Raw genomic sequence first — 12,930 nt, forward strand, 5'->3', positions numbered from 1 at the left:
ATTTTCAATAAATATTAAAATATCTAACAACATATTGATATCCATTTATTTTTAGTCTTTTGTAATTTTATCTTTTTTGATAGTATAGATTTGAACTTATTAACATTCATATTGTGTTATATGAATCAGACTCAATCTTCTATTTTTACTGTAGATGCAATGGGCAAACCATGCCCCATGCCACTACTTATGCTTAAACGTGCTCTGAAAAGCACTTCTCCTCAGCAAACGATTTGTGTTCGAGCATCAGATCCTCATAGCGAAATTGATATTTTAAGATATTGTGAAATACATCATCTTACATGTCATGTCACACAGCCATCTGAAAATGAATATTGCTATATGGTCGAGAAAAATGCATAGTTTGGTTTTATTTTAAACATGAATGTATATTTTTTTACATTTTTCTACCCTTTTCGTCTTAATTCTATAAAGAAAGCGCTTTATCATTATTAATATTGGTACGACTATCCTAATAAGGAGCATTCATGACTGACAGCAGCAATCAACTGATGCCCCTGTCATTGTCTGCACCAGGCGTAAATCTGGGTGCATACATAAGTACTGTCAATCAAATTCCTATACTCTCTGCCGACCAAGAAAAAGAGTTAGCAGATCGTTATTTTTACGACCAAGATTTAGATGCTGCAAAAATGCTTGTGATGTCTCATCTACGTTTTGTCGTACACATTGCACGTACATATGCAGGCTATGGCTTACCTCAAGGAGACCTTATTCAAGAAGGAAACCTTGGGCTTATGAAAGCAGTAAAACGTTTCGACCCAAACATGGGAGTTCGTTTAGTATCTTTTGCAGTGCATTGGATTAAAGCTGAAATACACGAGTATGTAATACGCAATTGGCGTATTGTTAAAATTGCAACAACCAAAGCGCAGCGAAAATTATTTTTTAACTTACGTAGTCTAAAAAAATCAAGTAAAAAGCTCACGCTAGAAGAAGCACAGTCTATTGCAAAAGACCTCAATGTAACGCCTGAGCAAGTTTTAGAAATGGAAGGTCGTCTCACGGCATATGATGCTGCATTTGAAACTCAAAATGATGATGACGACGACAGTTCAGCTCAATCTTACTCTCCCTCATTATATTTAGAAGATAATCGTTACGATCCTGCTCGTTTAGTTGAAAATGAGGACTGGGAAGAACAAAGCACTTCAGCACTTCATAGTGCTATGGGGCAACTAGATGACCGCTCTAGAAATATTTTACAACGACGTTGGTTAGATGATGATAAATCGACGTTACACGAACTTGCATCTGAGTATAATGTCTCGGCTGAACGTATTCGCCAACTTGAAAAAAATGCAATGGAAAAAATTAAAGTTGCTATGTCTTCAAACTAATTTCTCTATATTTAGACTATCTTTTTGATAGTCTTTTTTATGCCCAAGATATGTCTAAACTAGGCTATAATCATTCATTATGAATATGAAAGGATGACTATAATGTGGTTAGCAATTGCCGCAATAAATTTAGCACTTGCAGTCATACTTGGTGCATTTGGTGCACATGGCTTAAAAGCACGAGCAACTGCTGAGCAACTCACATGGTGGCATACCTCTACAGAATACTTTTTTTACCATGCAATAGGCCTACTTGCTTTAGGTATTTTAGTTAAAGCCGTTCCAATATTTCCTATAAAAACAAGTTTCATACTCCTTCAAATTGGCATTGTCTTTTTTTGTGGGTCTCTTTATATAATGAGCTTTGGTTTTCCACGTATATTAGGTGCAATTACGCCAATTGGGGGATTATTTATGATTGCAGGTTGGCTTTTATTGGCATGGAATGCAATTAAATTTAAAGGATAAATAACATGAAAGAAATTTTTTTAAATGGTGAATTGACTGAAATTTCATGTAAAACTCTGAAGGACTTAGTTCATACACTAAACTTAGAAAATAAACGCTTCGCTATAGAAGTAAATGAACAGATCATTCCCAAATCTAAACTAGAATGCTTTACAATTCATGCTCAAGATAAAATTGAGATCATTCAAGCAGTTGGTGGTGGTTAACTAAAGGTCTATTCATGCAAAATCCATTTCAAGATACATCCCTTCAAATCGGCTCTCGTACTTTTAACTCTCGTCTTTTGGTTGGTACAGGTAAATATAAAGATCTTCAAGAAACTAACTTAGCTATTCAAGCAAGTGGTGCTGAAATTGTGACTGTCGCAATACGTCGAGTGAATATTGGACAAGATCCGAATCAGCCCAACTTACTTTCTGTTATTCCTCCTGAAAAATACACAATCCTTCCCAATACAGCAGGCTGCTTCGATGCTGAAACAGCAATCCGCACCTGTATGCTCGCACGTGAGCTTTTAGATGGTCATAATCTTATAAAGCTTGAAGTGCTCGGTGATGAGAAAACACTTTATCCAAATATTACGCATACTCTAAAAGCAGCACAAACTCTTATTGATGATGGCTTTGAAGTCATGGTATATACATCTGATGACCCTATTGTCGCTCAAGAGCTTGAAAGTATGGGATGTGTTGCAATTATGCCTCTTGGTAGTTTAATTGGCTCAGGCTTAGGAATTTTAAATCCGCATACAATTTCCATTATTAAAGAAAATACAAAAGTTCCAGTACTCGTTGATGCTGGCGTAGGTACAGCAAGTGATGCTGCAATTGCAATGGAATTAGGTTGCGATGGTGTTCTTATGAATACAGCAATTGCTCAAGCACAACATCCAATTTTAATGGCATCTGCTATGAAAAAAGCTGTTGAGGCAGGTCGTGAAGCTTATTTAGCAGGTCGTATGGCAAGAAAACGTATGGCAAATGCCAGCTCACCTGAAACAGGTTACTTCTTTAAATAAAGCTTAATATGAAAAAGAGAGTTTAGAAACTCTCTTTTTTTATCTTTTTACGCTTACGCCCAAGAAAGATATGAACAGGCAGAATAATAATAACAAGTATACCAATCCATATATGTACCATTTTGGCAGTTGCCATCCATGCTTCACCGCTGTAGTACAGTGCTACACCACTAAACGCCAGTAATAACATTGTCACAAGCATTGGAATACCAGATTTGATATTTCGTTTTACTTCCAAGGAAAGCTGTATATGTATAGGAATAAGCGTACCTATAAGAATAAGCATTAAGCTTGCACAAATTCCATGTAATTTTAATGTATATGTTGTCCATACAGATGGATCATACATTTTCCAGTCTTGTGTATAAGCAAAATATAACCCTGTAATGCTTAATATTGTCCATACTACATATAAAGATGTTTGTTGAATTTTTGGAAGTCGAATAGAAACTTTCACAAGAGATCCTAAAATGATTCAATAAGTATTGCATGTGCGCCAAACCTCGCCAAACAAGGATGATTAGTATCTAAACTTACGGCCACAACTTTCGTTAATGCATCAGCTAGCCAAGCCCTTGATGCAATAACACTAAAACTCATATTTTCTACAATCGCCCTACCTGTTAAAGGATGAATAAGATGAGAAACTTTCTTTTCCTTATACTCTTTTTCAGTAAAGTAGCTGGCAGATGTTGCTATAGCACCATTAGATAACTCACCGATAAACTTAGTTTTTACAGGCTGCTTTGGATTCCTGACATATATTTTTTCAGCAACTGTTCCCAAAACTCTCAAGTCTCCCCCTGCATTAACAACTGCCTGTTGAATACCACATTTTTTTAAATAATGTATTGCTAAATCTACTGCAAATCCTTTTGCAATACCTCCTAAATCAACCATGATGGGTTGCAAAAAACGTACTTGATTGTTTGCTAATAGCTGAACAGCTGACTGCGCTATAACAGTTTTTATATTTTGAGTATGAGATGGTAAATACTCAAATTGAATAAGCCTTGATGCAACGGTACAATCGAATAACCCTTGAGATAATTTATATATTTTTTGCGCACGGCATAAAACCTGATACAACCATGGATGTACCTCAACCTTTTTTCGATAAGCAGTAGCATTTAATAAACTAAGTTCACTTTTTGCATCATGAAAACTCATCATCTTTTGAACATCTTCAATAATTTGATAAGCATTATTAATTGCCTGATTCACAGATGCTTCATTTATATGGGCAGAATGATCTATATCTACTAGAATCTCAACAAACGTACCTAAAAGTGGCTTAGAACGCATTACTTTAATGATTTTAGCTCCATTGCATACAAGCCCATAATACGATGCACACCATCTGTAATATGCTTAGAAGATAATGTAGCTCCACTAATATTTTGAATATCTTTACCTAGAGTAATTGCAGAGTTAGATGTTTTACCAACAAATTGATCGCGCCAAGAAGCATTTCTCACTTGAGCACCATAAGTTTCGGTATATTCCATAATTTCAATTTGCTTAATTGAACCATTCGCTTTAATACCTACTGCATAAGTAATCATTTCGTGCTTCCCCAACACCTGATCAATGATCAACCAATCACCCTCTTTCGTTTTAAAAATTTGATCAGTTTTCAATGGGTAAGTAATACCTGATAGTTCTTTTAATTTCTTTTCTTGGTCTTTTGTTAGCTGAATATTGTGTTGGATCAGCGTCTGATGAGGAAAAATAACTTGTTTTGCCTGTTCAGTTGTTAAATATGTTGTTGCATGCGAAACAAGTGGTGTAACGAGTAATGTTGCACCCACAACAGATGTCCACTTCATAATAATCCCCTATTTTTCGAGGCTTTATTTTTATCATTTCATCTTAAATATTTCTTAAATTTAATAATAATTTAAGGAAAAGTGATAATCATTATATTTTAGTTTAACGAAAGAGCAACAATTAATGCACATGCATTCTGTAAAAAAAACAATATTGTCTCTATGTTTGGCACTTGGTATGGGGCAAGTATCTCATGCAGGTGAAAGTTTATTCGGATTTGCGTATACACTTGATACGCAACCTAAGGGGACTTTCGAATTTGAACAACGCTTCGATGTAACACATGGTCAAAGAACAGGTACATATAATCTAGGCCTGTATCGATCGGAAATTGAATATGGTCTAACAGATGATCTTCAAGTTGCTGGTTATTTAAATGCTTACTCTATTCAAGCAAAGAAAAACTACCTCAATTCAGACATGTGCGACGGTCATACGGATAGTGAGCCATGCACAGCGGGCTTCGGTGTACCTACAAGTGCTCATGACAATGATTCTTATAATAAATTCAAAATTGATGGCGGCTCTTTAGAGCTAATTTGGCGTATATTAAACCCTGTTACTTCTCCTGTTGGTGTTGGTTTATATCTTGAGCCCACTTTAGGCCAACTAGAAGATTCTCTTGAAATGCGATTACTTTTACAATCAAACTTCTTAGATGACCGTCTGATTCTTACCCTTAACTTCCTATATGAACCTGAAAAAGAAAAATACGATGATGCAGGTACAATTCGTAATTCAATGGGTGATATTCTCTACGGTGCGAGTTACCGTTTCGCACCAAATTGGTCTGCAGGTATTGAAGGGCGATATCATACCGACCACGATGGCTACTTCTGGAACACACACACTCAGACGGCTCATTTTCTTGGTCCAACCGTACATTATGCAAGTGAAAAATGGTGGGCAACAGCTACTTGGCGTTATCAGCTAGAAGGTAAATGTTATGCTGATGGTACAGCTGACTGCTCAGTACGCACTGGCTATGACAAAGTATCTGATAACCATGGTAAAAATCAATTTGTCTTAAAATTTGGTTTCCCATTCGGTTAATACAGCGACCTAGCATAAGAAGTAAAAATTCTTATGCTAGGACTAGTTTATGGTAAATCGATACCCTTATCTGTTGGCTGCTTTTCAAGTGCTTTAAATGATGCGCTTGGTGGAACATTTAAATTAATATTGCTTGGCTTAATTGGCGATTGAAACCACTTTTGATAAAGCTTACCCATCTCACCTGAATTCCACATATGAGTAATGACTTGATCAGCGATTGCTTTTAATTTAGGGCTATTTTTCGCCATCATTATACTATATGGCTCTTTTGAAAGCCCACCATCAAGTATTTTATAATCTGTAGGATTCTGCGATTTTGCAATAAATGTAACCAATGTGTTTTCATCCATGGCCCAACCTACAACTCTATCTGAAGATAGGGAATCAAATGATTCTTTATTATCTGCACCATAGAGATTCTTAAAATTTAGAACATCTGTACGTTTTAATGACATCATATATTTTTCAGATGTTGTACCTTTAGTTAAAACTACAGGTCTGCCTATCAAATCATCTAACTTATTTATATGTGATTTCTTTTTCACAGCCACACCGACATCCGTTACAAAATAAGCAGTTGAAAAGTCAACTATTTCATCACGTTGTATAATATGTGTTGTTGTTCCACATTCTAAGTCAATATTACCTGTTATTAAATCTGGAATACGTGTCATTGGATGTTCAACTTTATATTCAACATTTAAGTTAGGCATTTGAAGTGTTTTCTTAATTTCGTCTGCAACATTATGACAAACATCTATTGCATATCCGACAGGCTTTCCATCTATAGAATAGGAAATAGGATCTGCATTTTCTCTGTAGCCAATTGTTATCTTTCCTGATGCTTTAATTCTATCTAACGTGCTTTCAGCATTAACCTGTGTTGCCCCCAAAGTAAAAGCCAAAACAATACTAGTTAAAATAGTATTTTTCACTTATTTCCCCTTAAAATATAAAAAACAGCTTATTGCTATAAAATTAAGTGCAATATAATAATATAGATATATTAAAGAAATATATATATTCAAAATAAAATGTTATTTTTATAAAATTTGATGGTTATCTAACATTTGTAATGTAATTTTTTTAACTTCATCACGACTTTTTTTAATATGCAAAATGAGTTGACTCTGAGCTTCTTTTTTATTTTTTTCAAGAATAAGCTGTAGAATATTTTGATGCTCAAAATAAGTAGCTTCTACTCGATAATCCTTAGAAAAATCAAGCCTACGTATAATTCTAATTTTTTCACTTAGCTCTCTGTGAATACGTGCCATTTCCTGATTTCCAGCTGCACGTACTAGACTACAGTGAAACTCTTCATCTTGCTGTGCCAATTTTTTTAAATCTTTTAGATAGTGCTCAGGCTGAATACACCATTTTTCTTTTAAAATTTCCAACTCAACTGATAACTCATTTTCAGAAGCACATAAAGTTTCAATTGCTGTACTCTCCAATATTATGCGTACATCATATAATTCTTCGTAGTATCTAAAATTTAAAGGCCTAACCTGCCAACCTCTTCGAAACCCAACATCTACATAACCCTCTTGTTGTAAACGATAAAGCGCTTGTCTTACAGGGGTTCTGCTCACTTTATACACTTCAGCAATTTCTGATTCTGTAAAACGTTCACTCGGCATCAATTTAAAATCAAAAATATCATTTTTAATTCTTTGATAGACAAGCTCAGATAAATTATCTGAGCGTTGTATAAGCGTTTCTTTTTGTCTCATGATGACTCCATATAAATCAGTGGCTCTCCACCATGTACTGTCTGACCTGAACGACAAACAATTGCTTTGATCTGACCATCTTCCGATGCATATACTGGCAATTCCATCTTCATTGCTTCAATAATTGCAATAGTGTCATTCTTCTTCACATATTGACCTTCATGAACCAATACTTTCCAAATATTTCCCGTCATAGAGGCATTCACTGCTGTATATTGACTAAAGTCTTGAGCAATATATCTATCTTGAATGATTTCATTTGAGGAAACAGTCTCATCTTTCCAATGCGCCACTTCAGTATGAAATGCTATTTTTTGTTGCTTCTGAAATGTATTAATACTGTCTTCTTCATCCTTTAAAAACTGACAATACTCCGCATAATCAAATGTTGTTTCCTCAATATCAATGTGTATAAGACCATTTTCAAAATCGGAACGCCATTGATTTAACTCAGTTTCAGATACTTCAAAGAACTTGATTTGATCAAAAAACTGTAAAAACCATTCTTTATTTTCAAATTGCTTATTTTTCTTAAATTTATTCCAAATTGGTAAAGTACGACCAACCAGCTGATAACCACCAGGCGAATCCATGCCATAAATACACATGTACATTCCACCTATTCCCACAGTGCCTTCAGCTGTAAATGTGCGTGCAGGATTATACTTCGAACTGAGTAAACGATGGCGAGGATCAATAGGCATAGCGCAAGGTGCTGTCAAATAGACATCTCCCAAACCAAGAATTAAATAGTTTGCTTCAAATAAAATATCCTTTACCTGATCCCTATGCTCTAAGCCATTAATTCTCTGTATAAAATCTACATTATTAGGCAACCAAGGTGCTTTTGCACACACACTTTCTTGATAACGTTCTACAGCACCTAAAGTGGTACTGTCTTCAAATGCCATTGGTAAATGTACAATACGAGAAGGGATTTTAATTTGGCTTAAATCCCCTATTCTATCTTCTAAAGAGATGAGTTCCTGAATCAACTTAGCTTGTGAAATGATTAAACCATCATATTTAATTTGGAGAGATCGAACCCCAGGTGATAACTCTAATACACCAGCAAGATCTGATTCACGAATCATTTGAATAAGCTGATGTACACGTAAGCGGAGTGATAAATCAAGAACATTTTCTCCGTATTCGAGCAATATATAACTGTCTCCTGCCTGACGATAAATTGCTTTTGGAGAAACAGATGTCGCTTCCTTCTGTGCCAATATTGTTATTCCCAAACTTTCCTCAATACAATCCTTTAAGCCCACTTGACTGTCTGAGAAATTTTGAATAACTGCTAACCGATCTCTTTCAAGTTGATTTGCTTGATTTACCGTTAGAGGATAAAAAGAAATTTTATCATCTGCCTTTAACTGTCCAATCTTCCATAGTTCTGCTTTTGCAATAGTTACTGGACAAACGAATCCTCCTAAGCTTGGTCCATCTTTTGCCAAGATCACAGGAAAATCTCCAGTAAAATTAATTGCTCCAATTGCATACTCACAGTCATGCACATTCGATGGATGAAGCCCTGCTTCTCCACCATTTTCTCGTGCCCAACTCGGTGTTGGTCCTGTTAAACGAATACCTAAACGATTTGAGTTGAAATGAACGGTCCATTCCGATGCAAAAAATTCTTCAATATATTCTTGTTTAAAAAATTCTGGCGCACCATGTGGCCCATATAACACACCAATTCGCCACTCATTACCATAATCAGGAATAAGTATTTCTGACATTGCTTGAGGTGCTTGATACGTTACCTCCATACCATGAATGAGCGATTCTGGATGTCCCATTTTAATCGTATCTCCCATGCGGAGTGTACGACCTGCATGACCGCCAAAGTTTCCAAGTGCGAAGGTTGAACGGCTTCCCAAATATAATGGAACATCTAAACCATGACGCACAGATAAATACGTGCGACAGCCTGAAGAAACGTAACCCAATTCAAGTCTTTGCCCAGCTTTGATATTAATAGGTTGCCAAAAATTAATTTTATGTCCATCTAGTGTTGCTTCACAAGGAGCACCTGTTAAAGCAATCACTGTATCGGCATGAAACTTAAGTATTGGACCTTTAAGTGTAAACTCAAAACCTGCCGCACTTTCTAGATTACCAACAATTTGATTGGCAAGTCGAAATGCAAAATCATCCATAGGTCCGGAAGGTGGTACACCAATATCCCAATAACCAACACGTCCTGGATAATCTTGTATAGAACTTAACGTACCCGCATCAATTACTTCAATAGCCCTAGGTGTATACACAAAACTATCGAGCATTCTTGTCCATATGCTCATGTCTTTAAAACGATGGTCTGAAATAATTTCTCGTGCATAATCTAAATTGGTACTGATTCCATTTAGACGAGTTTCTGCAAGTGTCTGCTTAAGTTTTGCAATGGCTTCGGCTCTTTCTTTCCCATGAACAATAATTTTTGCAATCATTGGATCAAAATATTGAGAGATTTCAGTACCCGTTTTTACCCAAGTGTCTACTCGAACATCTTCTGGAAAATACACCTCTGTGAGTACACCCGGACTCGGTTGAAAGTTTCTTACTGGATCTTCTGCATAAATACGTACTTCAATGGCAGCGCCTTGTGGTTTAAGCTGTGCCAAATACTCCCAATCAATGTCATCACAAGAAGCGACTTTAAGCATATATTCAATAAGATCTAAGCCTGTCACCATCTCTGTAACAGGATGCTCAACTTGCAACCGTGTATTTACCTCTAGAAAGTAAAACTCATCTCGAATGGCATCATAAATAAACTCTACAGTGCCTGCGCTTCGGTAATTTACAGACTGACCAAGTTGTATCGCTGCTTGATGTAGTTTCTGACGCGTATCTTCTGGCAAATTTGCAGCTGGCGTTTCTTCGACAATTTTTTGGTTACGGCGTTGCAGTGAACAATCCCTCTCTCCAAATGCAACCACTTGTCCTTGACCATCTCCAAAAATTTGAACTTCAACATGTCTTGCTTTATCTATAAAACGCTCTAAAAATACACCAGCATCTTTAAAAAATTGCTCACCTAAGCGCTTAACACTTTCATAGGCATCGATTAGCTCTTGTTCATTATCACAGCGTGTTAATCCAATTCCCCCACCTCCTGCTGTACTTTTAAGCATAATTGGATAACCAATTTCTTCAGCAGATGCCTTTGCTTCATCTAGACTATTTAATAGCCCTGTTCCTGGTGTCATTGGTACATTGGCAAGGGCAGCCAACTCACGTGCACGATGCTTTAATCCAAACTCTAAAATTTGATGTGCTGTCGGTCCCATAAATGCAATATTATTTTCTTCACATGCACGAGAGAACTCAGCACTTTCAGATAAAAATCCATAACCTGGAAAAATTGCTTGTGCATCTGTTTTATGTGCAATATGAATAAGTTTTTCAATGTTTAAATAAGTATCAGAAGGTTTTATTCCCTCTAAAGAAATTGCAATATCGGCATCTAAAACATGTTGTGCATAACGATCTGTATCTGAATACACAGCAACACTTCGAATCCCCAATTTTTTTAATGTACGAATTGCTCTAACAGCAATTTCACCACGGTTTGCAACGAGAACAGTATGAAACATTTGAAACCCCTTTTTTATGCGCGATGTGATGAATTGATGTGTTGAATATAGGCACGCCAGCCGCCAAATTGAGTAATATTTTCTGCATTTTCTAAGCCGTAGGGCTCACAAATAAATCCTTTTACCCATCGACCATCTTCAAGCTCCACATTTCCAATACCCAAAGGCGTAGGAACCTCTGCAACAAACTCACCAAATCTCGCAATAGGAACATCCCAAAGTTCGACAACAATAGAACTTCCCCCGTCAGTATCTCTAGCGAGTCCGGGTTTTGGTGGTACAGTGCCATTTAATGCATAAAGTGAATAATTTGAAGCTGTTTTAGTCACCTCACGGCGTACAGCTTGACGTGATGTTAATTGGAAATTTAAAGGCATTCCTGTTAAATGAGCACCAACCACTGCAACACGAATATGATGTTTAGAAATCGGTAAATCCTTTGCGATCACATCATAGGGTTTACGAGTTGCTCCAAGTTGAAGTGCAAGATGGTTCTGCCAACGTATACCAAAGTCTGCCAATGCAGTGTCATACCAAGCAGGTGCAATACAAGTAATGCCAAAAGGTAAACCATCTTCTCTAAAATGAGAAGGCAAAGCCAAAGCACTCAAATCTGCCAAATTGGTAAAGTTGGTATATGTACCAAACTGAGCATTTAACTCAATCGGATTGTTTTTCATCTGCTCAATGGTATGAATTGTGGGTGAAGTCGGCACAAAGAGTGCATCTACTGTCGCCAATACCTTTTGAATCTGACGGGTTAAGTCTTGCTTTAAATACTCCGCTTTGTAAGCATCTACTGCGGTATAGTCATACCCTTTTTCAACAATCTCTAAAACAACTGCATCAAAGTCATGCTTATCATTTTCTAAAAGGTGTTCTACAACCGTTGTTCTTTCTGCAACCCAAGCACCCTGATAAAGCTGTTTTGCCAACCTTTCAAAAGGTGAAAAATCTATTTCAACAATAGATACACCCAAAGATTTTAATGTCTCAATAGATGTATTAAATGCTTTTTCCGCGTATTGATCACCAAAAAACTCTAGAATATGAGGAATAGCAAATGTTAGATTTGATGAAAAGCTTGCAGGTGCTGTATTTGGGTTGTTTCTCGAGTAACTATCCTTCATATCATATGCTTCCATAAAATCTGCAACGTATGCTGCATCTTGGACAGTCAAAGCAAATATAGAAATACAATCGATAGTTTTACATGCAGGTAGTAAACCAAAATTAGAGAAACGACCTTTTGTAGGTTTTAAACCCACAATATTATTAAATCCTGCAGGAACACGCCCAGAGCCTGCGGTATCTGTACCTAAAGCAAAGGGCACAATTCCTCTTGCAACGACGCTTGCCGACCCCGAACTTGAGCCACCACTTACATACTGTTTATTAAAGGTATTAGGAACTGCTCCATAAGGAGACCGTGTGCCTACTAAACCTGTTGCAAACTGGTCTAAATTAGTTTTTCCCACAACAATTGCACCCGCTTTCTTTAATGCTCTAACTATAGTTGCATCTTCTAAAGCGACCTCTTTAAGTACACGACATGCAGCCGTCGATACAAAACCTTCTACATCAATGTTATCTTTTACTGCAAAAGGAATCCCATACAGCGGAAAATGTGTGTATATATTTTCAGAATCGTCTATGTCAGAGTTTTTAATATCTTGAATCTGAGCTTGTATTTGCTCATCCGATGCAATTGAAATCCATGCTGTATCTTCTGAATTAAAATTTTGAATAATTTGAATTAAATCTTCTATTTTTATTTCTTTACTTTTATAGGCATGTTGCCAATCTTGGATTGTCCATCCGCAAATCTGATCTAATGTCATGATTGAATCCTATCT

The 12,930-nt window shown here is 36.4% G+C and carries 13 protein-coding genes; 6 read left to right on the forward strand and 7 right to left on the reverse strand.

All coding sequences use genetic code 11. From position 1 onward, the window contains the following. The first annotated feature begins 120 nt into the window (after positions 1 to 120). From P256_RS02950 to P256_RS02970, 5 genes are all read left to right on the forward strand, one after another. Complete coding sequence (locus tag P256_RS02950) at positions 121 to 363, forward strand: sulfurtransferase TusA family protein (protein ID WP_023272200.1); 243 nt, start codon at positions 121 to 123, stop codon at positions 361 to 363. A gap of 125 nt (positions 364 to 488) precedes the next feature. After that, positions 489 to 1,361 (forward strand): RNA polymerase sigma factor RpoH, encoded by an 873-nt coding sequence (rpoH, locus tag P256_RS02955; RefSeq protein WP_023272201.1) that lies wholly within the window; start codon positions 489 to 491, stop codon positions 1,359 to 1,361. Between the two features lie 102 nt (positions 1,362 to 1,463). Then, positions 1,464 to 1,829, forward strand: coding sequence for a DUF423 domain-containing protein (locus tag P256_RS02960; protein ID WP_023272202.1), 366 nt, complete (start codon positions 1,464 to 1,466; stop codon positions 1,827 to 1,829). Between the two features lie 5 nt (positions 1,830 to 1,834). After that, a complete protein-coding gene (gene thiS / locus P256_RS02965) occupies positions 1,835 to 2,035 on the forward strand; it encodes a sulfur carrier protein ThiS (RefSeq protein WP_023272203.1) in 201 nt (66 codons plus the stop codon). Positions 2,036 to 2,049: 14 nt separating this feature from the next. Continuing rightward, positions 2,050 to 2,847 (forward strand): thiazole synthase, encoded by a 798-nt coding sequence (locus tag P256_RS02970; protein ID WP_023272204.1) that lies wholly within the window; start codon positions 2,050 to 2,052, stop codon positions 2,845 to 2,847. A gap of 22 nt (positions 2,848 to 2,869) precedes the next feature. Here the strand turns inward: P256_RS02970 and P256_RS02975 are convergent, their stop codons facing one another. The 3 genes from P256_RS02975 to P256_RS02985 are packed head-to-tail and all read right to left on the reverse strand — an operon-like array spanning position 2,870 to position 4,676. Continuing rightward, positions 2,870 to 3,304 (reverse strand): DUF4405 domain-containing protein, encoded by a 435-nt coding sequence (locus tag P256_RS02975; RefSeq protein WP_023272205.1) that lies wholly within the window; start codon positions 3,302 to 3,304, stop codon positions 2,870 to 2,872. 8 nt (positions 3,305 to 3,312) lie between these two features. After that, positions 3,313 to 4,152, reverse strand: coding sequence for an FAD:protein FMN transferase (locus P256_RS02980; RefSeq protein ID WP_023272206.1), 840 nt, complete (start codon positions 4,150 to 4,152; stop codon positions 3,313 to 3,315). Beyond that, complete coding sequence (locus tag P256_RS02985) at positions 4,152 to 4,676, reverse strand: FMN-binding protein (protein WP_023272207.1); 525 nt, start codon at positions 4,674 to 4,676, stop codon at positions 4,152 to 4,154. The genes P256_RS02980 and P256_RS02985 overlap by 1 nt, the downstream gene beginning before the upstream one ends. A gap of 124 nt (positions 4,677 to 4,800) precedes the next feature. Here P256_RS02985 and P256_RS02990 point away from each other — a divergent pair, with 124 nt between their 5' ends. Continuing rightward, on the forward strand, positions 4,801 to 5,730 hold the full coding sequence (locus P256_RS02990) for a DUF6662 family protein (protein WP_023272208.1): 930 nt from the start codon (positions 4,801 to 4,803) through the stop codon (positions 5,728 to 5,730). 47 nt (positions 5,731 to 5,777) lie between these two features. Here the strand turns inward: P256_RS02990 and P256_RS02995 are convergent, their stop codons facing one another. The 4 genes from P256_RS02995 to atzF all read right to left on the reverse strand — a co-directional run bounded on the left by P256_RS02995 (position 5,778) and on the right by atzF (position 12,915). Continuing rightward, complete coding sequence (locus P256_RS02995; RefSeq protein WP_023272209.1) at positions 5,778 to 6,668, reverse strand: amino acid ABC transporter substrate-binding protein; 891 nt, start codon at positions 6,666 to 6,668, stop codon at positions 5,778 to 5,780. Between the two features lie 108 nt (positions 6,669 to 6,776). Further along, on the reverse strand, positions 6,777 to 7,469 hold the full coding sequence (locus tag P256_RS03000; protein WP_023272210.1) for a GntR family transcriptional regulator: 693 nt from the start codon (positions 7,467 to 7,469) through the stop codon (positions 6,777 to 6,779). Next, entirely contained in the window at positions 7,466 to 11,074 is a 3,609-nt protein-coding gene (gene uca / locus P256_RS03005) for an urea carboxylase (protein ID WP_023272211.1), read from the reverse strand. Before uca ends, P256_RS03000 begins: the two co-directional genes overlap by 4 nt. Positions 11,075 to 11,088: 14 nt before the next feature. Then, positions 11,089 to 12,915 (reverse strand): allophanate hydrolase, encoded by a 1,827-nt coding sequence (atzF, locus tag P256_RS03010; protein ID WP_023272212.1) that lies wholly within the window; start codon positions 12,913 to 12,915, stop codon positions 11,089 to 11,091. Positions 12,916 to 12,930 lie beyond the last annotated feature (15 nt).

This window comes from Acinetobacter nectaris CIP 110549, from assembly GCF_000488215.1.
In the GTDB taxonomy this organism is placed as follows: domain Bacteria; phylum Pseudomonadota; class Gammaproteobacteria; order Pseudomonadales; family Moraxellaceae; genus Acinetobacter; species Acinetobacter nectaris.